The 23,045-nt window shown below is 73.1% G+C and carries 19 protein-coding genes; 7 read left to right on the top strand and 12 right to left on the bottom strand.

Going from position 1 to position 23,045, the window contains the following annotated elements:
- A complete protein-coding gene (locus ABZS69_RS58990; RefSeq protein ID WP_355391139.1) occupies positions 1–951 on the bottom strand; it encodes an ATP-dependent DNA ligase in 951 nt (316 codons plus the stop codon).
- Positions 952–1,001: 50 nt separating this feature from the next.
- On the opposite strand from ABZS69_RS58990, the gene ABZS69_RS58985 reads away from it, so the two are divergent.
- Complete coding sequence (locus ABZS69_RS58985) at positions 1,002–1,598, top strand: histidine phosphatase family protein (RefSeq protein ID WP_355391132.1); 597 nt, start codon at positions 1,002–1,004, stop codon at positions 1,596–1,598.
- Here ABZS69_RS58985 and ABZS69_RS58980 read toward each other — a convergent pair.
- Complete coding sequence (locus ABZS69_RS58980; RefSeq protein WP_355391130.1) at positions 1,561–2,196, bottom strand: maleylpyruvate isomerase family mycothiol-dependent enzyme; 636 nt, start codon at positions 2,194–2,196, stop codon at positions 1,561–1,563. The two genes, ABZS69_RS58985 and ABZS69_RS58980, sit on opposite strands and share 38 nt — an antisense overlap.
- A gap of 61 nt (positions 2,197–2,257) precedes the next feature.
- Between ABZS69_RS58980 and ABZS69_RS58975 the strand changes: the two genes are divergently transcribed.
- Complete coding sequence (locus ABZS69_RS58975) at positions 2,258–2,683, top strand: MarR family transcriptional regulator (protein ID WP_355391127.1); 426 nt, start codon at positions 2,258–2,260, stop codon at positions 2,681–2,683.
- Here the strand turns inward: ABZS69_RS58975 and ABZS69_RS58970 are convergent.
- From ABZS69_RS58970 to ABZS69_RS58960, 3 genes are all read right to left on the bottom strand, one after another.
- Entirely contained in the window at positions 2,680–4,794 is a 2,115-nt protein-coding gene (locus ABZS69_RS58970; RefSeq protein ID WP_355391124.1) for a carbon starvation CstA family protein, read from the bottom strand. The two genes, ABZS69_RS58975 and ABZS69_RS58970, sit on opposite strands and share 4 nt — an antisense overlap.
- On the bottom strand, positions 4,791–5,138 hold the full coding sequence (locus tag ABZS69_RS58965) for a hypothetical protein (RefSeq protein WP_355391121.1): 348 nt from the start codon (positions 5,136–5,138) through the stop codon (positions 4,791–4,793). Before ABZS69_RS58965 ends, ABZS69_RS58970 begins: the two co-directional genes overlap by 4 nt.
- A gap of 174 nt (positions 5,139–5,312) precedes the next feature.
- Complete coding sequence (locus tag ABZS69_RS58960; protein WP_355391118.1) at positions 5,313–9,032, bottom strand: S8 family serine peptidase; 3,720 nt, start codon at positions 9,030–9,032, stop codon at positions 5,313–5,315.
- Between the two features lie 173 nt (positions 9,033–9,205).
- Between ABZS69_RS58960 and ABZS69_RS58955 the strand changes: the two genes are divergently transcribed.
- Positions 9,206–12,088, top strand: coding sequence for an AAA family ATPase (locus tag ABZS69_RS58955; RefSeq protein ID WP_355391115.1), 2,883 nt, complete (start codon positions 9,206–9,208; stop codon positions 12,086–12,088).
- Positions 12,089–12,092: 4 nt separating this feature from the next.
- Here ABZS69_RS58955 and ABZS69_RS58950 read toward each other — a convergent pair whose 3' ends face one another.
- Together ABZS69_RS58950 and ABZS69_RS58945 are read right to left on the bottom strand one after the other, a co-directional pair.
- Positions 12,093–12,752, bottom strand: a complete 660-nt coding sequence (locus ABZS69_RS58950; RefSeq protein WP_355391113.1) for a response regulator transcription factor — start codon at positions 12,750–12,752, stop codon at positions 12,093–12,095.
- On the bottom strand, positions 12,749–13,873 hold the full coding sequence (locus ABZS69_RS58945; RefSeq protein ID WP_355391110.1) for a sensor histidine kinase: 1,125 nt from the start codon (positions 13,871–13,873) through the stop codon (positions 12,749–12,751). Before ABZS69_RS58945 ends, ABZS69_RS58950 begins: the two co-directional genes overlap by 4 nt.
- Before the next feature lie 410 nt (positions 13,874–14,283).
- Between ABZS69_RS58945 and ABZS69_RS58940 the strand changes: the two genes are divergently transcribed.
- A complete protein-coding gene (locus ABZS69_RS58940; protein ID WP_355391107.1) occupies positions 14,284–14,673 on the top strand; it encodes a hypothetical protein in 390 nt (129 codons plus the stop codon).
- Positions 14,674–14,690: 17 nt separating this feature from the next.
- On the opposite strand, the gene ABZS69_RS58935 is transcribed toward ABZS69_RS58940, so the two are convergent.
- Positions 14,691–15,149: a MarR family transcriptional regulator gene (locus ABZS69_RS58935; RefSeq protein WP_355391104.1), complete on the bottom strand. Its 459-nt coding sequence runs from the start codon at positions 15,147–15,149 to the stop codon at positions 14,691–14,693.
- A gap of 155 nt (positions 15,150–15,304) precedes the next feature.
- Between ABZS69_RS58935 and ABZS69_RS58930 the strand changes: the two genes are divergently transcribed.
- The 3 genes from ABZS69_RS58930 (at position 15,305) to ABZS69_RS58920 (ending at position 17,210) form a co-directional block, all read left to right on the top strand.
- Positions 15,305–15,685, top strand: coding sequence for a VOC family protein (locus tag ABZS69_RS58930; RefSeq protein WP_355391101.1), 381 nt, complete (start codon positions 15,305–15,307; stop codon positions 15,683–15,685).
- A gap of 184 nt (positions 15,686–15,869) precedes the next feature.
- On the top strand, positions 15,870–16,367 hold the full coding sequence (locus ABZS69_RS58925) for a sigma-70 family RNA polymerase sigma factor (protein ID WP_355391162.1): 498 nt from the start codon (positions 15,870–15,872) through the stop codon (positions 16,365–16,367).
- Between the two features lie 147 nt (positions 16,368–16,514).
- Complete coding sequence (locus tag ABZS69_RS58920; RefSeq protein WP_355391098.1) at positions 16,515–17,210, top strand: zf-HC2 domain-containing protein; 696 nt, start codon at positions 16,515–16,517, stop codon at positions 17,208–17,210.
- 2 nt (positions 17,211–17,212) lie between these two features.
- Here ABZS69_RS58920 and ABZS69_RS58915 read toward each other — a convergent pair whose 3' ends face one another.
- The 4 genes from ABZS69_RS58915 to ABZS69_RS58900 are packed head-to-tail and all read right to left on the bottom strand — an operon-like array spanning position 17,213 to position 23,037.
- Entirely contained in the window at positions 17,213–19,495 is a 2,283-nt protein-coding gene (locus ABZS69_RS58915) for a hypothetical protein (RefSeq protein WP_355391095.1), read from the bottom strand.
- The gene (locus tag ABZS69_RS58910; RefSeq protein ID WP_355391092.1) at positions 19,492–21,189 is read right to left on the bottom strand and encodes an ABC transporter permease subunit; all 1,698 of its coding nucleotides are present in this window, start codon (positions 21,187–21,189) and stop codon (positions 19,492–19,494) included. The genes ABZS69_RS58915 and ABZS69_RS58910 overlap by 4 nt, the downstream gene beginning before the upstream one ends.
- Positions 21,186–22,406 carry a hypothetical protein gene (locus ABZS69_RS58905; protein ID WP_355391090.1) on the bottom strand — a complete coding sequence of 407 codons (1,221 nt, stop codon included), beginning with the start codon at positions 22,404–22,406 and terminating at the stop codon, positions 21,186–21,188. Before ABZS69_RS58905 ends, ABZS69_RS58910 begins: the two co-directional genes overlap by 4 nt.
- Positions 22,390–23,037 carry an ATP-binding cassette domain-containing protein gene (locus tag ABZS69_RS58900; protein ID WP_355391087.1) on the bottom strand — a complete coding sequence of 216 codons (648 nt, stop codon included), beginning with the start codon at positions 23,035–23,037 and terminating at the stop codon, positions 22,390–22,392. Before ABZS69_RS58900 ends, ABZS69_RS58905 begins: the two co-directional genes overlap by 17 nt.
- Positions 23,038–23,045: the final 8 nt, after the last annotated feature.

The following is a 23,045-nucleotide window of genomic DNA, read 5'->3' as shown; positions in this document are numbered from 1 at the left end:
TCACGAAGATGAGCGGCGGGCGCGGGCGCGCCGCTTGCCCTCGTGCATCGCCTGTACGCGGGCGATCGGGATCGTGTGCCCCTCTTCGACCAGGTCGGCGGGCAGCCGCTGCGGCCCGGGCATCGACTCGGCCCACGGGTCGGCGTCCTTGAGCAGTGCGGCGGCCGTGTGGACGGTGAAGTCCGCGGGCACGACCTGATCGAGCGACTCCCAGGCCACGGGGAACGACACCGGCGCGCCGGGACGGATGCGAGGGCTGTACGCGGCCGCCACCGTGGCCCCGCCCGCCCTGGTCGAGTCGATGAACACCTTGCCCGCGCGGTCCTCGCGGATGAACGCCGTGGTGGCCAGCGCCGGGTCCACCCGCTCGGCGCGGGCCGCCAGCGCGCGCGTGGCCGCGGCCAGGTCCTCCACGCCGGTCCCCTCGGCCACGGGCACGAACACGTGCACGCCCTTGGCCCCGCTGGTCTTGACCGCGCCCGCCAGCCCGGCGTCGTCCAGGGCCTGGCGCACCAGGAAGGCCCCGCGCACGGCCAGCTCGAAGGAGTCGCTGCCGTCGGGCGGGTCGAGGTCGAGGATCATGTGGGTGGGATGAGAGCCCACGAACAGCCCCGGGTGATATTCCACCGCCCGCTGGTTGGCGAACCAGAGCAGCGTCCTGCGGTCGTTGCAGAGCGCGTACGTCACCTGCCTGCGCGACGCCTCGGCCCACACGGAGACCGACCGCACCCATTCCGGGGCGTACTTGGGCAGGTTCTTCTGCACGAACGGCTCCTGCCCCGGCCGTACGCGGATGACCGAGAGCGCCCGGTCGCGCAGGACCGGGATGATCCGGTCGGCGACCGCGTCGAGATAGTCGACCAGGTCGCGTTTGGTCGCACCGGCCCCGTCGAAGAGGGGCTGGTCGAGGTTGGTGAGCGACACTCCGTCGCGCGTCTCATCGCCGGCCACCCGCCCTACGATGCCCAAGACGTTTGTCCGAGGTCAACAACTGGAGCCCGATGACTCGCTACCTCTACCTCACCCGCCACGGCGAGGCGACGCCGGATGAGACCGGCCTGACCGCGAACGGCCGCCGCCAGGCCGCGCTGCTCGGCGAGCGGCTGAAGGACGTCCCCCTCTCCGCCGTCCACCACGGCCCGCTCCCGCGGGCCGCCCAGACCGCGCGCCTGATCGCCGAGCACCTTCCCGGCGTGCCCGTGTGCGTCTCGGAGGCGGCCGGCGACTACCTCCCCTACGTGCCGGTGAGGAGTGAGCTGCCGCCGGAGCACGCGGACCGGTTCCTGGGCTTCCTCGGCCAGTTCCCGGCGGACGGCGGCGCGGAGCTCGTGCGCCAGGCCGAGGAGCTGTTCACGGGTCCGGTGGAGGAGGAGCGTCACGAGCTCGTCGTCACCCACAACTTCCTGATCGGCTGGCTCGTCCGCGCCGCGCTGGACGCCCCCGGCTGGCGCTGGCTGGGGCTCAACCACTGCAACGCCGCCCTGACCGTCATTCGGTACGCGTCCGACCGCCCGTCCTCGCTGCTCTTCTACAACGACATGGCACACCTGCCACCCGAGCTCAGGTGGACCGGATTCCCGCCCGAGCTGCGCCTGTAGCTCCGCGCAGGCTGGGCAGCGCGGCCGGTCGCCCGCTGAGCAGCAGGAGCAGCGCCTGTACGGGCCCCTCGACCACGTCCCCTTCGCCCGCCGACCAGTCCACGTCCGTGGCCACGAGCCGGAGCCCACGCAGGCGCCGCTGCGGGTGGAAGGGGAACCCGCGCTCCCAGATGTGGGTGGCGCAGGCGCGGGCCGCCTCCGGCGGCATGGCCCGGTCGAGGCCGAGCGGCACGGCGATGTCCTGGGCGTGGACCAGCACGTCGAAGAGCGGGTCGAGCGGCTTGGTCGCCGGCGCCCTGCGGTGCGAGGCGGCCGACTCGCGCACCTGTGCGACGATCTCGCCCACCGGCAGCCTGGCGTGCCGGATCGCCGTGTCGCGGACGAAACGATCGAAGCTCCCGCGCGCCCGGACGAAGTCCACCATCGCCCGCGGGACGCTCACCCTGGTGGCCAGCGCGAGGTGGGCGGCCACGTCGCGGACCCGCCAGCCCGCGCAGAGCGAGGGCCGCTCCCAGTCGTCCGCGGGCAGCGCGCCGAGCAGGTCGGCCACGCCACGTCGCTCGATCTCGAGGGCGGCCCAGATGTCTTCCTGGTTCATCGCAACCCCAATTGCTAAGGTGGCTTTAATATAAGGCTTCCTGAGCAATTGGAGAAGGGCCTTGGCCGCCACGCATCCACCGCACGTCATAGCCCTGCTCTACGAGGCTTATCTGCGCCTGCAGGACGTCGTGCTCGACGCCGGCAGGACGTACGACGCCCGCATCCGGCCCGCGCACTCGGCGGTGTTCTTCCACATGGAGCACGACGGCATCCGGCTGGGCAGGCTCGCGGAGAAGGCGCAGATGACCCCGCAGGCGATGGGGGCGCTGGTCGACGACCTGGAGGAGCTGGGCTACCTGCGCCGGGTGCCCGATCCGGCCGACCGCCGCGCCAAGCTCATCGAGTTCACCGAGCGCGGCGACGAGGCGCTGCGGGTCGGCTACGCCGCGATCGACGACGTCGAGCGGCGCCTCGCGGCCCTGCTCGGCAAGGACGGCCTCGCCGAGCTGAACACCACGTTGAGCCGCGTCATCGACGCGTTCTAAGGGGACTTGGCCATCATCTCCCGCTCCTCCCGGGTGGGGATCAGCCCGGCGGGCGCGAGGATCTTCGACTCCTCGAACGGCGCCTCCGAGGTCGGCAGCGGCTCGCGCGACCTGACCGCCTTCACCCAGACGCGCAGCGCGTCGAGGAGCACGATGATGATCAGGACCGCGAACAGCGCCGACAGGATCCCGTCCACGGTGGAGTTGAGCACGATCTGCTCCATCGCGTCCTGGGTCTTGGCCGGCGCGAGCAGCTTCCCCTGGTCCAGCGCCGTCTGATAGCGGTCGCGCTGGGCGAAGAAGCCGAGCGTGGGGTCGGGGGAGAACACCTTCTGGTAGCTGGCCGTCAGCGTGACGGCCGCGTCCCAGGCCAGCGGCACCCCCGTCACCCAGGCCCACTTCAGCCGGCCGCTCTTGATCAGCAACGTCGTGGCGACCGTGAGCGCCACCGCGGCGAGCAGCTGGTTGGCGATGCCGAAGAGCGGGAAGAGCTGGTTGATCCCGCCCAGAGGGTCGTTGACGCCCACGTACAGGAAGTATCCCCAGGCCGCCACGACGACGGCGCTGGCCGCCACCAGCCCCGGCCACCAGCTCACCCGGCCGATCGGCTTCCACAGGTTGCCCAGCGTGTCCTGCAGCATGAACCGCCCCACCCGCGTGCCCGCGTCGACCGTCGTGAGGATGAACAGCGCCTCGAACATGATCGCGAAGTGGTACCAGAACGCCTGCAGCCCCGCCCCGCCGATGAACCCGGAGAAGATCTGCGAGATCCCCACCGCCAGCGTGGGCGCGCCGCCCGTCCGGGCGATCAGGGTCTGCTCCTGTACGGCCGCCGCCGCGGCCTGCAACTGCTCGGGCGTGATCACGAAGCCCATCGCGGTGACCGCCTGCGACGCGCTCTGCACGGTGGCTCCGACGACGCCGGCCGGGGCGTTCATCGCGAAATAGAGCCCGGGGGTCAGGACGCAGGCCGCGGTGATGGCCATGACGGCCACGAACGACTCCATCAGCATGGAGCCGTACCCGATCATCCGGACCTGGGTCTCCTTCTGGATCATCTTGGGCGTCGTGCCGGACGAGATCAGCGAGTGGAACCCCGACAGCGCGCCGCACGCGATGATGATGAACACGAACGGGAACAGCGACCCGGCGAACACCGGGCCCTTGCCGCTGAACGCGAAGTCCGTGAACGCCGGCGTCCGCAGCGTGGGCATCGTGACGGCGATCCCGATCGCGATCAGCACGATGGTGCCGATCTTCATGAACGTCGACAGGTAGTCGCGCGGCGCGAGCAGCATCCAGACGGGCAGCACCGCGGCCACGAACCCGTACGCGATGAGCCACAGCGCCAGCGCGGACGGGCTCAGCGTGAAGAACGGCGCCCAGCTTGACTCCTGCACCCAGCCGCCGGCCACGATCGACAGCAGCAGCAGCGCGACGCCGATCACGGTGGTCTCGACGACCTTGCCCGGCCTGATCACCCGCAGGTAGAAGCCCATGAACAGGGCGATTGGGATGGTCATGGCGATGGAGAAGACGCCCCACGGGGACTTGGCCAGGGCGTTGACCACGACCAGCGCCAGCACGGCCAGCAGGATGATCATGATGGCGAAGACCGCGATGAGCGCCGCCACGCCGCCGATCGGCCCGATCTCCTCGCGGGCCATCTGGCCGAGGCTGCGCCCGTTGCGCCGCATGGAGAAGAACAGGATCACCATGTCCTGCACGGCCCCCGCGAAGATCACTCCCGCGACGATCCAGATGGTGCCGGGCAGGTAGCCCATCTGCGCGGCCAGTACGGGCCCCACCAGCGGCCCCGCCCCGGCGATGGCCGCGAAGTGGTGGCCGAACAGGATGCGGCGGTCGGTCGGCTGGTAGTCGATGCCGTTGTCGAGCCGCTCGGCCGGGGTGGCCCTGCGGTCGTCCGCGCCCAGCACCCTGCGGACGATGAAACGGGCATAAAACCGGTAGGCGATGGCGTACGAACCGAGTGCGGCGGCCAGCAGCCAGACCGCGTTGACGTTCTCCCCTCTGGACAGGGCCAGTACGGCCCACCCCGCGGCCCCGACCAGCGCGACCGCCGTCCAGATGATGATGGAACGTAACTTCACCGGTTACCTCCCATATGTGAAGGGCCATACAGAGGGCGCCCCAGGCAGCAGCGCAGTCCGGCGTCCGGCGGCAGATCGGACGTGAACCGCCGCCAGCGCCACAGGGGGCGGCAGTCGATCGTGACGGGGAGTTCGGCGAGATGCACCCAGGCGGTCGGATGCGCGTAAACCTGGTCGGAGCCGAGCCGGCGGGCCCTGCGCGGGAGCCGGGAGCGGCGTAACGACCTGACCGAGAACTCGCCCGCGTCGGCGCAGCAGAGGCCGGTCACGTGCCAGTCGAAGAACACCACTTCGTCGTCGCGCAGTGCTTCACGGGCGGCCGGCGTGAGCGTGACACGAGGCATCTGTGGCTCCTGAAAACCAGGTAGCTCAGAAATTTAACGACATCCTTACCCGCTGGTGACGCCTCCGAAACGTCGCCGGGCTTTCCCGTCGCACTTCGGCTGGGGTCCTTGGGGACGGGAGACGCGGCGAGGGGGCCTTCGCCCGTGGGCGAAGGCCCCCTCAGGAGGGCAGGGTCACCTCCAGGGGTTGAAGTAGGCGACCGTGCCGAAGTCGATGTCGAACGAGCCCATCGCGCTCCCCGCCGTGGCCGTGGCCCCGGTGACGAAGATGCGGATGCCGGCCGCCGCGTCCACGGCCAGGGCGTGCGAGCGGTCCGACGCCCCGGCCGCCCCGTCGTAGCGCCCCGTCCACACCTCCCGGCCGGTGGCCGAGTCGTACGCGACCGTCACGTAGTCGCTGCCTTCGGCCTCGTCATCGGCGCTCTCGCCCGTGATGACGACCCTGGAGCCGTCCGGGGTCGCCGCGACGTCCCAGGCGTAGTCCTCGCCCTTCGCCTGCCCGTCGCGACGCTGCACCCACGCCCGCTGACCCGTGGCCGGGTCGTAGGCGATCGTGGTGAAGTCGGACCCCGTGCCCTCGCCTTCCGTGTTGCCCGTCACGTACACCTTGCCGGCGGCGAGGGTGATGGCGTGCGGGGTGTCGCTGCCGTGCGCCGGCCCGTCGTAGCGGTCGGTCCAGAGCTCCTTGCCGGTGGCGACGTCGTAGGCGACCGTGGCCAGGTCGGTCTGCGTGCCCCGGCCCTCGCTGGACCCGGTGACGTAGACGGCCTGGCCGTCCACGGCCATGCCGGAGGGGATGTCCATCCCGTTGGCCGGGCCGTTGTGCCGGGCGGTCCAGAGCTGGTCGCCGGTGGCCGCGGCGTAGGCCACGGTGCCCCAGTCGGAGTAGCCCGTGCCCGAGACGCCCTGGCTCTGGCCGGTGACGAAGAGCTTGGACCCGTCCGGGGTCACCTCGATCTCCCGCGCGTCGTCGGTGCCGCTGCCGGGCCCGTCATAGTGCCGCAGCCAGGTGCGCTCTCCGTTGTCCGCGTTGTACGCGACGACGAAGTAGTCGTCCTTGCCGCCCTCGGCCAGCGTGCTCATGCCGGTGGCGTAGACGCTCTTCCCGTCCGGGCTGACCGCGACCGCGTTGGCGAAGTCCGACAGGTTGCCGGGCCCGGTGTGCCGGGCGGCCCACAGCTGCGCGCCCGAGGCGGTGTCGTACGCGAGGGTGACGGCGTCGTTGCCGGTGTCGGTGCCCGCGCTGATGCCGGTGACGAAGAGCTTGCTCCCGTCAGGGCTGATCGCGACCGCCGCCGGTTCGTCGTAGGTCCCCGCGGGGCCCTTGTAACCCGTGCTCCACAGCCGGTCGCCGGTGGCCGCGTCGTAGGCGACGGTGGCGATGCTCGGGCTGAGCGCGCCGGGGGACGTCCCGAAGCTGGCGCCCGTCACGTACACCCGCTCACCCTTGGGGGCGAGCGCGATGAACTCGGCGGAGTCGGAGCCGCCCGCGGCCCCGTACGTGGCCGACCAGCTCTCGGGCACCGGCCGGACGAGGACCGGCATGCGTACGCTGTGCCGCCCGTCCTTCCAGGTGAGCTGCCCGCCCGTGTAGGCGTTCAGCGGGGCCGTGGTCCGCGTGAACGTGACCGTGAACGACTTCGTCTGCCCCGGCCGCACCGTGAGCCGGCTCGGCGTGACCTTGGCCGTGATCCCGGCCAGCCCGGCGGTGGAGGCCGTGTACGTGGCGGTCGAGCGGCCGACGTTGGTCACCGAGCGCGTCACCGTCTGCGTGCCGGGCAGCCGGCCGACCGAGATCGACGGGCCGTTGAAGTCACTGGGGTCCAGTGAGTAGCCCTTCTTCTTCAGGGCGTCGCACACCTTCCGGTCGATGCCCTGGGTCGTCCCGCAGAGGAACGCCGCCCAGTCCTTCACCCCGCTGTCGTAGACCAGGCCGGGGTCGGCGGCGCTGTTCGGGGCCACGTGGCCGGCGCCCTGGCCGAAGATCACCTTCGGGTCGGTGCCGGGCCCGTCCAGGACGTCGGTGCCGCTGGTCATCAGGGCCGACTTGACGGCCATGGGCGACCAGTCGGGGTGCAGGTCCTTCAGCAGCGCGGCGAGCCCGGCGACGTGCGGGGCGGACATGGACGTCCCGCTGGACAGGCCGAACTCGGCGCCGTTGTTGCCCGGCGGCGCCGTCGCGGCCAGGATGTCCTGCCCGGGAGCGGTCAGGTCGGGCTTGATCAGGTCACCGCCGCCCGCGCTGAGCGGTCCCCTGGAGGAGAACGCGGCCAGGTACGGCGCCGGGACGTCGTCGGTGATCTTCGCCTGGTCGATCGTGGCCGTCGCGCCGCTCGTGGCGGCGTAGTCCTTGACCGCCTGCCGATCCTTCACCGCGAGGTGCACGGTGGGGATCGGGTGGAAGTCGGCGTTGAGCGAGTTCTCGTCGACGTTCACGAGGATCGTGCCGACGCCGCCCGCCTCGGCCACGGCCAGGCTCTTGTCGACGCGCGGCGTCACCCCGCGGTCGCAGATGACGATCTTGCCCTGCACCTTGGCGGGGTCGAGGACCGGTTTGCCGCCGTTGTTCCTGGCCGCGTAGCACTGCGCCACCATGGTCGGGTCGGCGCCGGGCAGCCCTGCCGCCGTGGCGTCGATGAGCGGCGCCGGGCCGGCCTTGGCCGCCGCCAGCGAGGCCCCGCTGTACGCCGTGCCGTTCCCGATCGTCGCCGACCCCTGCGTGCCGCGGTTGTGCGTGCCCGCCGCCACCGTGGTCACCCACGGCGAGGGGTGGTTGACGGTGGAGGCGGCGGGGCCGTCGTTGCCGGCGGAGGCGGAGACGAAGATGCCGGCCTGCGCGGCCGCCAGGAACGCCATCTCGGCCGGGTCGAGGAAGTCCGTGCTCGTGCCCGAGACCGAGTAGTTGATGACGTCCACGCCGTCCGCGACCGCCTGGTCGACGGCGGCGACGAGGTCGGAGTAGTAGCCGTTGGCCGTCGAGGAGTCCTGCGCCGACCAGAGCGCCTTGTAGACGGCCACCCGCGCGCGCGGCGCGATGCCGCTGATCGCGCCGAACGCCGCCGCCGGCCCCGTCGCGGGCACGGCGTGGTTGCCGGCCGCCGTCGAGGCCGTGTGCGTGCCGTGCCCGTTGTAGTCGACCGGCGAGGTGAACTCCCACGGCAGCAGTTCCTTCACGCCGGCGTCGCCGCCCCATCCCGCGTCGAAGTGCCGGGCCGCGACCACCTTGCCGTTGCACACCGCCGGGCTCGCCTGCGGGCACGCGCCGTGGAAGCCGCGGATCGGCTTGTACGGCTTGCCGCTGCCGTCGGGGTTGGCGAAGCTCTTGGCGGTCGGCGTGACACCGGTGTCGATCACACCGACGACCAGGCCGTCGCCGGCGCCCTTGCCGTGCTTGCCGCCGGTGGGGCCGCCGAGCTGCTCCCAGAGGCCGCCGCGGGCGTCGAGGCCCAGGAAGTGCGGCGTCGAGGATGTCTGGACCGTCACCTTCCTGTCCTCGGTCACGGCCACGACGTCGGGCATCGCCCGCAGCTCCCTGGCCTGCGTGCCGGTCAGGCTGGCCGCGAAGCCACCGTACGAGTAGACGTACTCGTAGAGCTTCCGGCCACCGCCGACCTTCTTGAGCGCGGCGTCGTGCCGGCCGCGCAGGTGGTCCACGTACTTCGTCACGTCGGCCGAGCCCGGGTCGATCTTCTCGCCCTGCGCCGGTTTGGTGGTGGACAGCCCGGCCACGTCGCCCTCGTACGTGGCGACGGGGTCCGCCGCCATCTGCACGATGTAGGTCTTCTGCTCTTCGGGCGCGGTCTGCGCCTCGGCCGCGCCCGGCCAGGCCACCGCGATCAGCGCGGTCGCCGCTATGAGTAAGCGGCGGCCACGCGTAGGTTCGGACAGGTCCATCGTCGCCCCTCTGTACATCGCCCGCTGATCACGCGGAACGATCGCCGACGCTAATGAGGACAGCCGAGACGGACATCCGTACCGCATACGGATTTTTGGGCGGCACCTATCGCGAGATGGAGATCCGGTAGCCTGTTTTTCTCTGATATATCGGCAGGTAGGGGGTTGTCCGCATGCCCCGCGTCGCCCCCTCGGGTTCCCTCTCCGACGTGCTGATCGGGCGGCGCTCCGAGCTCGCCCTCCTCCGTACCGTCATCGCCGCCCCGCCCTCGCTCGCCGTCATCGAGGGGGAGGCGGGCATCGGGAAGAGCCGCCTGGTGGGGGAGCTGCTGGCCGCGTCCGGGGCTCGCCGGCTCGTGGGGCAGTGCGAGCAGCTCCAGGAGCCCCTGCCGCTGTCCCCGCTGCTCGACGCCTTCCGCCTGGCGGGCGACCTCACCACGTCCCGGCCGGTCAGCCCGGTCGTGGGGGCGCTCGCGCCGCTCCTCCCCGAGCTCGCCGAGCGCCTGCCGCCGCCGCTGCCCCCGTTGCCGGACCAGCGGGCCGAGCGGCACCGGGTGTTCAGGGCGGCCGTGGCCCTGCTCGACCACCTCAGCCCGCTGGTGCTCGTGCTGGAGGACGTGCACTGGGCCGACGGCGGCACGCACGACTTCCTCGCCTTCCTCGCCGCCCACCAGCCCCGCGACGTCTCGGTGATCCTCACGGTCCGCACCGGGTCGGGGGCGCTGCCGATCCGCGAGGCGTTCGCCCGCGCGCCGTCCGGCCCGGCGCGGGTGGTCCGTCTCACGCCGCTCAGCCCGCCCGAGGTCGAGGAGCTCGCGCGGAGCATCCTGAAGGCCGAGCTCCCCGGCACGTTCGCCGCTCTGCTCTACGAGAAGACCGGCGGCATCCCGTTCGTCGTCGAGGAGGTGCTCCGCACGCTGCTCGAACACCTGCCCGCCGGTGAGATCCCCGGCCGCCCCGACGTCCTGGCCGCCCTGGCCGTCCCCACCGTGCTGCGCGACGTCGTGCTGCGGAGGTTGTCCTCCCTCGACGGCCCCGCGCGGGAGATCCTCGGGGCCGCCGCGGTCATCGGCACGACGCCCGACGACCGGTTGCTCGCGGAGGTCACCGGCCGCGGCCCCCTGGAGATCGTCAAGGCTCTCGCGTCGGCGCAGGCCGTGGGGCTGCTGCATGAGGAGGACGGGCGGTCCCGGTTCAGGCACGCGCTGGCGCGGCAGATCGTGTACGAGTCCGTGACCGCGCCGGAGCGGCGGTGGCTGCATCTCAGGACCGCGCAGGCCCTGGAGGCCGGGCCGGATCCCAGGCCGGTGGCCCGGCTCGCCCACCACTTCAGGCTCGCGGGCCGCACCGAGGAGTTCGTGGCGAACGCGGAGGCCGCCGCCGGCACCGCCCGGTCCCACGGGGACGACGCCACGGCGGCCCGCTTCCTGCTCCAGGCGCTGGAGGCCGGCTCGCCGCCCCGGGAGACGCGGGTGCGGCTGGCCGTCGAGCTGGGCCGGGTGGCGGTGGACGGCCTGGCCCACGCGCAGGCCGTACCGATGCTCGAACGCCTCCTCGCCACCGAGCCGCTGCCCGCCCACCTGCGCGGCGAGCTGCGCTTCGCGCTCGGCCGGTTGCTGCGCCAGCAGGGGGAGGCACGGGCCGGCCACCTGCAGATCGAACGCGCGGTCGGCGACCTCGGCGACCGGCCCGCGCTGCTGGGCCGCGCGCTGGCGGTGCTCGCCGCGCCCGAGACCGTCGTCGACCGGCACGTGAGCGAGCACGCCGCGAGGTGCGACGAGGCCGGGCAGGCCGCCCGCCGCAGCGGGGACCCCGACGTGGACATCGCGGTACGCATCGCGCGGGCGTCCCTGCTGCTGGAGCAGGGGGACCCGCGGAGCCTGCGGCTCATCGACGACCTGCTGCGCGACGACCGGCTCCGCGGCGCGCCCCGGGAGCACGCCCGCGCCTGCCTCAACTGGGCCCAGGGCGCGCTGCACATCGGACGGCTGGAGCGCGCGGAGGCGCTGCTGGCGGAGGGCCGGCGGGTGGCGGACCAGGCCGAGTACCTGCGGGTGGCCGAGGTCGTGGAGCTGGTGACGGCCGCGGTCGATCGGGCGGCGGGACGGTGGGAGGGCCTGGAGGCCCGGGTCCGCCGCCTGGGCGGCGCGCCCGGCTGGGCCGCCTCCCCGGGCTCGGGGACGGCCGCCTTCCCGGCCGCGTCGATGGAGGCGGGGCTGCTGCGCGGCGCGCTGCTGGCGGCGACGGGCCCGGCCGAGGAGGCCGTGGCGCGCCTGGGCGAGGTGATCGCCGTCGCCGAGCGGGTCGGCGCCGTGTGGCCGCTCATCCCCGCCAAGATGACGCTGTCCCGCCTGCTGCTGACCCTGGACGACGTCGCCGGCGCCGCCGGGCACGCCACCGCCGCGCTCTCCCTCGTACGGGCCAAGGGCAACTGGGTGTGGGGCGCGGAGACCGTCCTGTGCCTGGTGGACGCGCTCGGCCGGACGGCCGGGACCGTGGAGCTCGTGGACGAGCTGGGCGTGGGTCTCGAAGGCGCCGACGCCCCGATCGCGCGGGCGGCGCTGCTGACCGCCCGCGCCCTGGTCTCCCAGGACCCGGCGGAGGCCGACCGGCTGCTCGACGCGGCGCTCGCCACCCTCCAGGAGAGCGGGCTGCGTTACGAGGAGGCCCAGGCCGGGGAGCGCCTGGGCCGCTGGCGCTGCGAACGCGGCACGGGCGACGGCGGGCCCCTGCTCGAAGCGGCGCTGCGCCTGTACGCGGCGATGGGGGCCGACCGGGACATCGCCCGGATCACCCGGATCATGCGGCAGAACGGGGTGCCGATCCCCTATCCGTGGCGGGGCGGACGGCCGTCCCACGGGCAGACGCTGTCGTCGCGGGAGCGGGAGGTGGCGCTGCTGGCGGCGGAGGGGAAGACGAACCAGGAGATCGCCACCGAGCTGTTCCTGTCGAGGCGGACGGTGGAGAGCCACATCTCCAGCGCGCTGCGCAAGCTGGGGCTCCCGTCACGCAGGGAGCTCCGGGCCCTGGCCGAGGGCCGGCCGGCCGATCTGTGACGGCTCAGTCCACCAGGCGGTGCTCCCAGGCCCAGGCGACGATCTCGACCCGGTTGCGCAGGCCCAGCTTGGTCATGATGCCGGACACGTGGCCCTTGACGGTGCTCAGCGAGATGAACAGCTCGGCGGCGATCTCCTGGTTGGTGCGGCCCCTGGCGACGGCCCGGACGACCTCGAACTCCCGGTCCGACAGCGGCTGGGCGGGCGCGCGGGTGGCCGGGGCGGCGATGGCCGAGAGGCGGCGCAGCAGCCGCAGGGTGAGCGAGGGGGAGATCAGGGCGTCTCCCGCGTGCGCGGCCCGGACCGCCTCGACGAGCAGGTCGGGGCCGACATCCTTCAGCACGAAGCCGATCGCCCCGCCGCGCAGGGCGCCGTAGACGTACTCGTCGAGGTCGAAGGTGGTGACGACGACCACCCGCAGCGGGGCGGCGACGTCCGGCCCCGCGAGGGCCCGCGTGACTTCGATGCCGTCGAGGCCGGGCATCTGGATGTCCACGAGGCACACGTCGGGGCGCAGCCGGCGGGCCAGGACGACCGCCTCGGCGCCGTCGGCGGCCTCGGCGACGACGCTGATGTCGGGCTGGTCCTCGAGGATGAGGCGCAGGCAGTCACGGATCATCGCCTGGTCGTCGGCCAGCATGACGGTGATGCCCGTGGCGCTCATGGCCGTTCCCGCGCAGGGACGGGGAGGTCGGCGAGCACGGACCAACCGGCGCCGGGGCGCGGGCCGGCGCGCAGCGTGCCGCCGAGGGCCTCGACGCGTTCGCGCATCCCGACCAGGCCGTAGCCGGTGCGCCCGCGCCGGCGGGCCGGGACGGGCGGGGCGTCGTCGGCGACCTCGACGGTGACCGACTCCCCGGACCTGGCGACGGTGACGGTGACCGAACGGGCCTGCGAGGCGTGGCGGGAGACGTTGGTCAGCGACTCCTGGACGATCCGGTAGACGGTGGTGGTCACCTCGGGCGGCCAGAGCGAGGCGTCCTCGCCGTCGGGGAGCCGCAGCCGTACGTCGGGCCCGTGACCGCCGAAGCGCCTGACCAGCTCGTCGAGGCGCTCAAGGGCGGGCAGGCCCCGGGCGGGGTCGCGGAGCAGGCCGACGACGCGGCGGGTGGCGGCCAGGGCGTCGGAGCCGGCCGCCTCGATGTCGGCCAGGGAGGTCGCCAGCCGCTCCGGCCGCTTGCCGGCTAGCAGCCGCGCGGTCTGCGCCTGGAGCACGACGCACGTGACGTGGTGGGCGACGACGTCGTGCAGCTCCCTGGCCAGCTCCAGGCGTTCGGCACGGCGTACGCGCTCCTCGACGGCCCGGCGGCGGGCCGCCAGCAACCGCGGCCACAGCCCGGCCGCGACGGCGCCCGCCCAGCCCGTGGCGCTCAGGACCCCCACAACCGCCTGGGGGCTGACGGCGAAGGCCCCCGCCACCACCACGAGCCCGCCGCCGGCCACAGCGCAGGCCGGACGGGGCGGCAGCACCCGGACGGCGGACCCGACGAGCACGGACAGCCCCAGGGTCACGCCGGGACCGGGTTCGGCGGGCAGGCGGGCGACCCGGGCGACCACGATGGCGACCGCCGCGACGACCAGCCCCACGACCGCCGCCCGCAACCGGTTCCGCCGGCGCGCGAGCGCGAGCGCGCAGACCGCCGCCCCGGCGGCGCACCCGAACACCCCGTACGCGCCACCCCAGCTCGCGCCCACCCGGTAGACGTAGAAGGCGAGCACCGCCGCGGCGGCCGCGCCGAGCCCCACGTCGGCCGCCGTCCCGGCCCGCCACTCCCGCACCCGCACACCGCCCAGGCTAGGAGCCGCCACCCGCCGGCCACACCGGCCGAAAGTACGGTCATGCGGCGCGGGCCCAACAAGTAGGAGTCACCGGTCACGGTGAGTCTTCACCGGAGATCGGCCGGACAGCAGACTGTTGCGTGCGGCCATCGCCGGCTCTCCGCGAAACGTGAAACGTGGCTCTTTCGCGGGAGCGTCCATGCGATGGCCGTCACCATTCCGGCATCACCGTTGCGAACGGGGTCGAATCTGCACGTCTCGGGAGGACAGCACACCTGCCGGCGGGGAAAAAACCGTACCCGCTTCGACGATCAATCGCCCCTGATCATGAACGGCTTGCCATCATGTGCTCACACGAAGCAGGGCCCCGGCCGCCCAGGACGGGATCCTTCCGACCGCGGCGAAGGTAGGAGTGCGTGAACGTAGAGGCGGAGATCCTCGAGCTGAAGCTCCGGGTGGAAGCTCTCGAAGCGGCCCTGCGCTCCGACGGCGGCCTTGACCGACGCCCCCGGCACAACGACATCGTCCCCGCCCAGTCCGGCCCCCACCGGCGCGACCTGCCGGCCCACGTCACGCAGACGTCGATCGACGTGGCCGAGCTGCGGGCCGAGATCGCGGACGTCCGCACCGAGGTGAGCCAGGACTTCGAGGCTCTGATCATGGAGGTCGCCGGCCTCCGCCTGCAGATGAACCAGAACTTCAAGACCACCCAGTCGGACCTGCTCGGGAAGATCGACTCGCTGCGCTGCGAGATGATCGACCTCGGCCTCAGGCTCGATCGGCTGCTGGAGCCGGGCGGCGCCTGAGGCGCCCGGCCGGAGCCTCAGGCGCCGAGGTCGTCCGCCAGCCGTCGCAGGTAGGTCGCGAACTGCCGCTGGTCGCGCTCGTCCCAGGAGGCGGTCAGCTCCTCGAAGGCCCGGCGCTGCCACTGCCTCGACCCGGCCAGCAGCGCGTGCCCGCTCTCGGTGAGCCGCAGGGAGGCGCGGCGCCGGTCGCGCTCGGAGGTGTCGCGGGCGAGATAGCCCGCCTCGACGGTGTCCCTGACCATGCGGCTGGCGCCCGAATGATCGAGCCCGAGCTGGTGCGCGACGGTGCCCACCGTGGGCGGCTCGGGTGCGCCCCCGTCGGCGCGCGCGGTCGTGTGCACGGCCTCCACCACCAGGATGTGCTGCACGTGACGCGACTCCCCGGTCAGCTCTTCCGACGCCCGCCCGGCCCAGCGGCGGGACCAGAAGCGCACCAGGCGGAACAGCGCCGGCCCTCCGTCAGGCTCTTCGCTCATGCGCCCTCCTTCGTCGGTCGCATGAGCGAGATTCGGCTGTGTTGGATTGGTCGCTCGCTTCGCTCGCTCATGTCCTCACCTTACGGCAATTTGCGTGCGATACGCACATATGATTATGTGCGAGTCGCATACAACCTCTCCGAAGGGATGCCGTCATGGCCATCGTCATGAACCATCTGATCGTCCCCGCCGCCGACCGCGAGGCGGCGGCCGCATTCTTCGCCGACCTGCTGGGGCTGCGGGTCGGCCCGCCCGCCGGGCCGTTCGCGCCCGTCAGCGTCAACGACGACCTCACGCTCGACTTCGACGACCGCCGCGAGCCCCACCCCGGCCACTACGCCTTCCTGGTCGACGACGCCACCTTCGACGCGGTCATGGAGCGGCTCGGGAAGGACCCGGCGGTCGACTACGGCTCCGGCCCCATGAACGGCTGGGACCGTGCCATCAACCACCTGGCGGGCGGCCGGGGCGTCTACGTGCGCGATCCCAACGGTCACAGCTACGAGCTGTTCACCGCCGTGCCCGAAGATCACTAAGTCGGCGCACCGCCGTGGGCAAGGCATGATTTAGCCGGTAAATCCGGTGGTGCGCGAGAAGGGCAAAGTGCCATCACCTGCCCCCCTTGGGTGGCTAGAGTGAGGGTTCCAATATCGGCGGGATATTCCCTGGTATCCGCAGCGCGAGGAGTCGCGGGTGAATCACCGCGTGACCGATGAGGCCATGGTCCGAGCCCTGTACCGCGAATACGGCGCCCCACTGATGGCCTTCGCCGTCCGGTTGACGGGTGGCGATCGGCGCTGGGCCGAGGACGTCGTGCAGGAGACTCTGGTGCGCGCCTGGCGCAACCTCCCCGACCTGCGTACCGATTCAGGTTCCCTGATGCCCTGGCTGGCGACGGTGGCCCGCCGCGTCGTCATCGACAATCGGCGCCGTTCCGGCACGCGTCCGCTCGACACCGTCGAGGACGTGCCGGAACGCGTCAACGCGGTGGCCGCCGAGGACGAGCGGCTGCTGCGCGAGATCGTCGTGACCGACGCGATGATGTCGCTGTCGCCGGCCCATCGCCAGGTGCTCACGGAGACGTTCCTCCTGGACCGCTCGCTCCAGGAGGCGGCGGAGACGATCGGGGTGCCCGTGGGCACCGTGAAGTCCCGCGTGTACTACGCCATGCGCGCGTTACGCGTGGCGCTGGAGGAAAGGGGGGTGACGCTGCCATGACGTGGGAGGCGCGTCACGACAAGAGTCACAGCGAAAGGGGGGTGACGTTGCCATGACGTGGGAGGCGCGTCACTACGAAAGCCACCGCGAGGGGGGTGACGCGCTCATGAGGGAGCCGCGTCGCCTCGAAAGGGGGGTGACGCGGCCATGACCGAGGTGCGTCACGAGGACGTGGCCGCGTACGCGCTCGGGCTGCTCAGCGGGGAGGAGAAGACCGAGTTCGAGCGTCACCTGCGGGCCTGCCCGAGCTGCTCGGCGGAGGCCGGCGGGTTCGCGGCGATGGGGGAGCTGATCAAGACCGTCCACCCGGACGACCTCCTGCCCAGCCCGCCGGACCCCGAGGTCGAATCCCTCCTGGTGCATCGCGCGGGCATCGAACGCCGCCGCCGGCGCCTGCACCGCACGTTCATGTCCGCCGCCGCCAGCGTGCTCGTCGCGGCCGGCGTCTTCCTCGCGGTCAGCTCATTGACCAGCGGCCCGAACCCCGACAGCATCCACAGCCCGGCCCGCGCGCTCCTCATGACCGGCCACACCTACTCCGCCACCGACAAGGCCACCGGAGTGTCCGCCCTCGTCGGCCTGGAGGACAAGGGCTGGGGCAGCCACGTCGCGCTGGAGCTCAAGGGCGTCAAGGGCCCGCTGCAGTGCCGCCTCCTGGCCGTGGGCAACGACGGCCGCTCCGAGGTGGTGGCGAGCTGGGGCGTCCCCGACAAGGGGTACGGCGTGCCCGGGTCCCCCGACCCCCTGCTGCTGCACGGCGGCACCAGCCTCCCGGAGTCGGAGCTGAACCACTTCACGGTAGAGACCTTCGACGGCAGGAGCCTGGCCACCATCCCAGTGTGATCTCACAGTGCTGATAAGCCCGCGCGCAGCTCGCTGACCTGCCGCGGCTCCGCGATGCCGTCCCAGGGGGCCAGCGCAGCCAGCCCGGCGTCGCGGTGCCCGGCGGCGCGTTCGGGCCGCAGCCGGGCCAGGTGGAGGTGCGCCAGCGCGGTGCCCACTCCCCGCGGGGGCAGTCGCGGCTCGGCCTCCTCCAGCAGCGCGACGACCTCCTCGGGACGGTGATCGGGCTCCTCCAGCAGCACCCCGGCCCGCTGCACCAGGCAGCGGGCCCGCCCGATCTCGTCCGCGGTGCCCGCGTAGAGCCGCTCGGCCTGTTCCAGATGGGACTTCGCGTCGAAGCGCAGGTTCCGGTAGTGGTGCGCGAGCGCGAGCAGCTCGTGCGCGTGCGCCGCCGCGCCGTCGTCGCCGGCCCGCGTCGCCAGGTCGAGCGACTCGAACAGCACGGCGCGGGCGTCGGCATAGAGGCGGTACGCCTCGGGGTCGCGCCCGTCGCGGTCGAGCGTCTGCCCCTTGCGCAGGAGCAGCGCCGCCATGTTGATCAGCCGCAGCGCGTGCCCCGCCAGGTCGCCGCCGGACAGCGCCTGGCCGTAGCGCACGAGCGCCGACTCGACGGCGGTGAACTCGTCGCCGCTGGCCAGGAGGATGGCCGCGTGCTCCAGGTGCAGCTCGGCGGGCCACGACTCCACCTTGACGCGCAGCCTGGCCGCCCGGTTGAAGTGCTGGCGCGCCGTGGGCGGGTCGCCCCAGGTGAGCAGGATCGCGCACTGGCGCAGCTCGGCCGTGGCCTGCACGTGCTCGTCGCGCAGCGCCTTGGCCGCCTTGGCCAGCGCCTCCGCGGCCCGCAGCCGGTCCTCGTGCCGCTGTTCGAGCCGGAACCAGGCCTCCAGCCCGTCGGCGATCCGCGCCAGCGCCCGGGCGGTCTTGGGCGCGGGGCTCTCGTGCGCCAGCACCTCCAGCAGCACCCTGTCCTCGATCGCGAACCAGGCGCGGGCCTCCTCACCGGGCAGCAGGGCGGCGAACGAGTCGGCCTCGTCGGCGAAGTGCTCGACCAGCCGCCGCCAGGCCGCGGCGTCCTTCGGTGAGGGAGGCGGTCCGGGCGTGGCGCCGGTGGGGAAGGCGCCGGTCACCCTGACGCGCGTCATCCGTACGTTCTCCACCAGGCCCAGGTCGGCCAGCTCCCCGATCGCGTCGGCGGCGGAGGGCACGCCGAGCAGCGCGGCGGCCGCCCGGTGGTCGACCTCGGCGATCGGCAGGCCGGCCAGCAGGACGAACAGCTGCTTGGCCGTCGGCCTGAGCTGCCTGATGCTGAGGTTGAGCACGAAGTCGAGGGTCTTGACGACGGACAGGTTCCGCAGGTCGTCGACCAGCGACTGGAGCGCGACGCCGGGGTTGCGGGCCAGCCAGCGGCCGATCCTGACGATCTCCAGCGGGCTGCCCAGGCAGGCGTCCACCAGCAGTCCGAGCGCCTTCGGGTCGCGGTTGACGCGCTCGTCGCCGACGTGGCGGGCCAGCAGTGCCTGCCCCGCCTCGGGCGCGAGCGGGCCGAGCTGGATCGGCTCGATGTGCTGCGGCAGCTCGTCGACGACCGTGCCCGCCACCACGATGTGCGCGCCCGGCACCCGGGGCGGGAGCCAGGCGATCTGGCTCCAGGTGCTGACGTTGTCCAGCAGGAGCACCCGGTCCGTGCCGGTGAGCGCGTCGATCACCTGCGCGGTGGCGTCCGCCGGCTCCTGGATCGCGCCGGGCGGCCGGTCGAGGGTGCGCAGGACCCGCTGGGCCACGCTCAGCGGCGTCTCCGCGTGGTCCCTGTCGGGGCCGCGCAGGTCGGCGTAGCGCTGCTTGCGGGCGTCGGCGGTCAGGTCCCACGTGGCCAGGATCGCCACCGAGGACGTGCCCATGCCCATCGCGCCCTGCACCACGACGATCCCGCGCTCCTTCGCGCGCTCCTTGACCTGCTGGACCTCAGCGTCCCTGCCGACGAGCCCGTCGATCCTGTCGGGGAAGGGCAGGCGCTGGAAGATCGTCTGGGGTGTGGCCCTGCGGCGGCTGCGTACGAAGTGGGTGAGCCAGCCGGCCACGACCGGCAGGGAGACGATCAGGATGACGAGCAGCCAGGCCGGCAGCCACTCCGTCACCCGCTCGATCAGCTTCTCCTGCAGCAGCAGGACCGTGCCGCCCGCGGTCACCAGCCCGCCGAGGCCCAGCTCGGGCAGGTGCGCCCCGGCCTGCCGGGAGAGCTGGGACAGGCGGAAGCGCAGCCGCTCCCTTCGCGAGATGTCGGTCATCGGCGCACCCCTCGCGTCAGCCCCCGGTACAGCCAGGGCCCGGTGACGACCACCAGCAGCACGGGCACCGCGGTCGCGATCACCGCCTGCGCCGCCAGCGGCCCGGCGGCGCTCATGAAGTGGCGGGCCTGCTCCAGCAGGATCAGCGGCAGGTGGTCGCCCGACGGCCAGTTGAGCAGCAGCCCGACGACCGTGTCGTTCCACACCAGGACGAACGCCAGGACCCCGGCCAGCACCAGGGCCGGGCGCGCCTCGCGTACGACGTGGACCAGCTCCCAGCGGTCCCGCGCCAGCATGGGGGCCGGCACGCGGACGAACGCGTTGTACAGCACCAGCACCGCCAGCGGGATCACCAGCGCCGCGTGCACGATGGCCAGCGCCGGGGCGGTGCCGACGACCGGGCTGAGCCAGCGCTGCAGCGGCACCGCGAACGCCTGCGGCGGCAGCACGGCCAGCGCCACCGCGACCAGCAGCACGGGCCGCCAGGCGCGGCGCGGCAGCAGGTGCTCGTGCGCCAGCACGTACGCGGCCGGCACGGCCGCCAGCAGCACCAGGCACACCACCACGACGGCCCGCAGGAACGTGGTGCCGAGCGCGCCGGCGAACCCGCCGTCGGCCAGCGCCTGCGTGTACGAGCCGAGCGTCCACGGCCCGCCGTCCCACCACCCGGACAGCGCCGCGGCGACCGGGTCGCGCAGCGAGGTCAGCACGAGCACCAGGAACGGCAGCACCCAGAGCACCGACACGGCCGCGCACAGCAGCCAGATCCGCCAGCCCTTCCTGGGCGGCGGCGGGACCACGGGCTCGGCCCAGGTCACCCGCCCGCGCAGCCCGAACAGGGCGGGCACCGCCATCACGGCCACGAGGACCGACAGCCCCACGGAGAGCGCGGAGGCCCGCGTGACGCCCAGGTCGCCGTGGTGCCGCCACCAGAACAGCCCGCCGCCCTCGATCTCGGCCTGCATCGACCCGGGCGCGCCCATCAGCACGACGTCGAACACGCGGGCCGCCGCCGCCAGCGCGAAGAGGTACGCCAGCGCGGCCGGCCCGGCGAGCGCCGGCACCACGACGGACCAGATCCTGCGCCGCCGCCCGACGCCGAACGCCCTGGCCATCCGCAGCAGGTTGGTCGGCAGCCGCGCCAGCGCCTCGTGGAAGACCAGGAACGCGACCCCGGCCCACTGCCAGACCAGCGCGAGCCCGAACACCGCCCAGATCCACACGGGGCCGAGGAAGGCCACGTCCGTGCCGAACAGGGCGTTGACCAGGCCGCGGCGCGGGTTGGTGTCGAACATCAGCCGGAAGATCGCCCCTGTGGTGAGCGGGGACACCGCGGCCGGCAGCACCAGCAGGAAGCGCAGCACGCCGCCGAGCACCGGGCCCGCGTTCCTGGCCAGCCAGGCCAGGCCGAGCCCCACGGCGCACACGACCACGGCCAGCACCAGCCACATGAACGAGTTGCCGAGCGACTGGAGCACCCGGCCGTCGAGCAGCACGTCGTACGCGCCGAGCCCGCCGGAGAGGCTGAGCACCACCGTCGCGCAGAGCGGGACCAGGATGACGCCCGCCGACAGCAGGACCGCCAGGAGCAGGTAGAGCGAGGCGCGCAGGCGCCCGATCCCGTGCCCGGCCAGCGGGATCCTGGCATCGTGGTGCGTGGCGACCTCGAACAGGAAGGCGTTCCGCTCGCTCACAGCGCGCCCTCCTTGCTGCCCGCCACCAGCTTGTCGCGGGCCGCGCCCGCCGCGGTGGCGGGGTCGACCGCGTTGACGGCGACGGCGGTGAACAGCTCGGTGAGCACCCGCCACAGCCCGCGCCCGTCGCCGCCCTCCAGGCCGCCGATGAGCCGGTCGGACAGGTCGTAGTGGGCGTTCACGGCGGCGTTCAGCTCCTGGGCGGGGCCGCGCAGCAGCTCGTGGGAGGGCGGCGTGAACGGCGTCAGGAAACCGCCGTCGGCGATCCAGGCGGTCAGCGCGTCGCGCTCGCCGCTCGCCCGCGGCCTGGTCAGCCAATTGACGAACTCGATCGCGTTCGCCGGCCCGTCCCTCATCGCCACCGCCACGTCGCCGCCGACGACCAGCGGGGGCAGATTGCTCCCGTAGGCGGGGAAGCGGAAGTGCGCGGCGACGCCCCTGCCGCCGTAGCGCTCGATGACCGGCAGGGCGAAGTCCGGCGCGGCCACCACACTCGCGGTGCGGTAGGCGAAGACGTCGAAGATCGAGTCGTGGAACTGCATGGTGAGCGCCCGCCGGGCCTGCTCGGGCGTGAACGCGCCGCGCCAGATCGTGCCGAGCAGCTCCAGCGCGTCCGCGAGCTGCGGCGCGCTCCACCAGTCGGGATTGCCCGGCAGCCCGGGCGGGAAGAGGCCGCCGTAGACCTCGGGGGCGTAGGCGAGCAGCACGTTCTCGAACCAGTCGCTGAGCACCCACCCGTCGGCCGCCCCGATCGCCAGGCTGCCGGGGGTGGGCTGCCAGGAGGCCAGGTCGGCGGGCGGCGTGTACTCCCCTGCCCGGTGCCAGACGAGCGACTTGTGCGCGAGCTTGAACCAGGCGCCCAGCTCCTCGTAGCTCCCCGGCGGCGTCACGAGCCCGCGCCAGAACTCCCGCTGCCTGTGGTCTCCCGTCCACGGCCGGATGCGCGGCCGGATCATGGGATCGAAGAGCAGGCCCAGCCTCGGGATCACGGCCACGTCGGGCACGACCTCCTCGGCGGGCCCGCGCAGCACGGCCGCGATGTTGTCGCCGGCCGAGAAGACGTGGACCGGGCGCCCGTACTCCTTGACCACGTCGAGGAAGCGCCGCAGCTCGTCGCCGCTCCACACCACCGCCACCTGCAGCGGCCGCTCGCGGGCGCAGCCGGCGAGGGCCGCCGCCGGCAGCGCGGCCAGCAACGCTCTACGGCTCAGGGACATCGGCGATCTCCCAGAAACGCGAGGGGGAGGCGAGGCTGGCCACCCTGGTGCGGTCGTCGGTGACGACCAGCACGGCCAGGCTGGGGTCGGTGCCCAGCGCCGCGCTCACGGCCGCGTGGCAGGGCCCGCAGCCCGTACGGTCCTCGACCACCATCACCTTGACCGGCGCCCGCCGGCACAGGGCCCGGGCCAGCGCCACGTTCAGCCGCTCGTCGTGGGCCAGCTCGTGCGGCCTCGACCGCAGGAAGCCCTGGATGTCCATCCGCTTGGCCATGTACGCGACCAGGCCGCGGACCGGCGGGGGCGCCTGGCCCCGGGCGGCCAGCGCGAGGTTCTGCTCGACGGTCAGGTGCGGCAGCAGGCCGGCCCCGGCCGGGACCAGCCCGATCTCGCGCTCGGCCGGCAGCCGCATGGTGATCTCCTGGCCGCCGAGCCGGATCTGGCCGTCGTCGGGCATCTCCAGGCCGATCAGGATGTCGGTGAACGTGTCGGCCTCGGCGCAGTCGGCGGCCACCACCACGGCGGTGCGCCCCGAGCCGAGGGTCAGGGGATCGGGCGCGAGCCCACGGCGCGTCCCGTACGCCTGCCAGGCGAGGCCGGACAGCTCAAGAAGCGGCGGATCCTCGACCATCTTTCGAC

This window comes from Nonomuraea sp. NPDC005650 (genome assembly GCF_040605375.1).
Classification (GTDB): domain Bacteria; phylum Actinomycetota; class Actinomycetes; order Streptosporangiales; family Streptosporangiaceae; genus Nonomuraea.
This window is presented reverse-complemented; position numbering and strand designations above follow the sequence as displayed.

Coding starts and splice junctions, on each gene's coding strand:
- ABZS69_RS58985 (WP_355391132.1), top strand. CDS start 1,002: ATGACTCGCTACCTCTACCTCACCCGCCACGGCGAGGCGACGCCGGAT.
- ABZS69_RS58980 (WP_355391130.1), bottom strand. CDS start 2,196: ATGAACCAGGAAGACATCTGGGCCGCCCTCGAGATCGAGCGACGTGGC.
- ABZS69_RS58965 (WP_355391121.1), bottom strand. CDS start 5,138: ATGCCTCGTGTCACGCTCACGCCGGCCGCCCGTGAAGCACTGCGCGAC.
- ABZS69_RS58960 (WP_355391118.1), bottom strand. CDS start 9,032: ATGGACCTGTCCGAACCTACGCGTGGCCGCCGCTTACTCATAGCGGCG.
- ABZS69_RS58955 (WP_355391115.1), top strand. CDS start 9,206: ATGCCCCGCGTCGCCCCCTCGGGTTCCCTCTCCGACGTGCTGATCGGG.
- ABZS69_RS58950 (WP_355391113.1), bottom strand. CDS start 12,752: ATGAGCGCCACGGGCATCACCGTCATGCTGGCCGACGACCAGGCGATG.
- ABZS69_RS58935 (WP_355391104.1), bottom strand. CDS start 15,149: ATGAGCGAAGAGCCTGACGGAGGGCCGGCGCTGTTCCGCCTGGTGCGC.
- ABZS69_RS58930 (WP_355391101.1), top strand. CDS start 15,305: ATGGCCATCGTCATGAACCATCTGATCGTCCCCGCCGCCGACCGCGAG.
- ABZS69_RS58925 (WP_355391162.1), top strand. CDS start 15,870: ATGGTCCGAGCCCTGTACCGCGAATACGGCGCCCCACTGATGGCCTTC.
- ABZS69_RS58920 (WP_355391098.1), top strand. CDS start 16,515: ATGACCGAGGTGCGTCACGAGGACGTGGCCGCGTACGCGCTCGGGCTG.
- ABZS69_RS58915 (WP_355391095.1), bottom strand. CDS start 19,495: ATGACCGACATCTCGCGAAGGGAGCGGCTGCGCTTCCGCCTGTCCCAG.
- ABZS69_RS58905 (WP_355391090.1), bottom strand. CDS start 22,406: ATGTCCCTGAGCCGTAGAGCGTTGCTGGCCGCGCTGCCGGCGGCGGCC.
- ABZS69_RS58900 (WP_355391087.1), bottom strand. CDS start 23,037: ATGGTCGAGGATCCGCCGCTTCTTGAGCTGTCCGGCCTCGCCTGGCAG.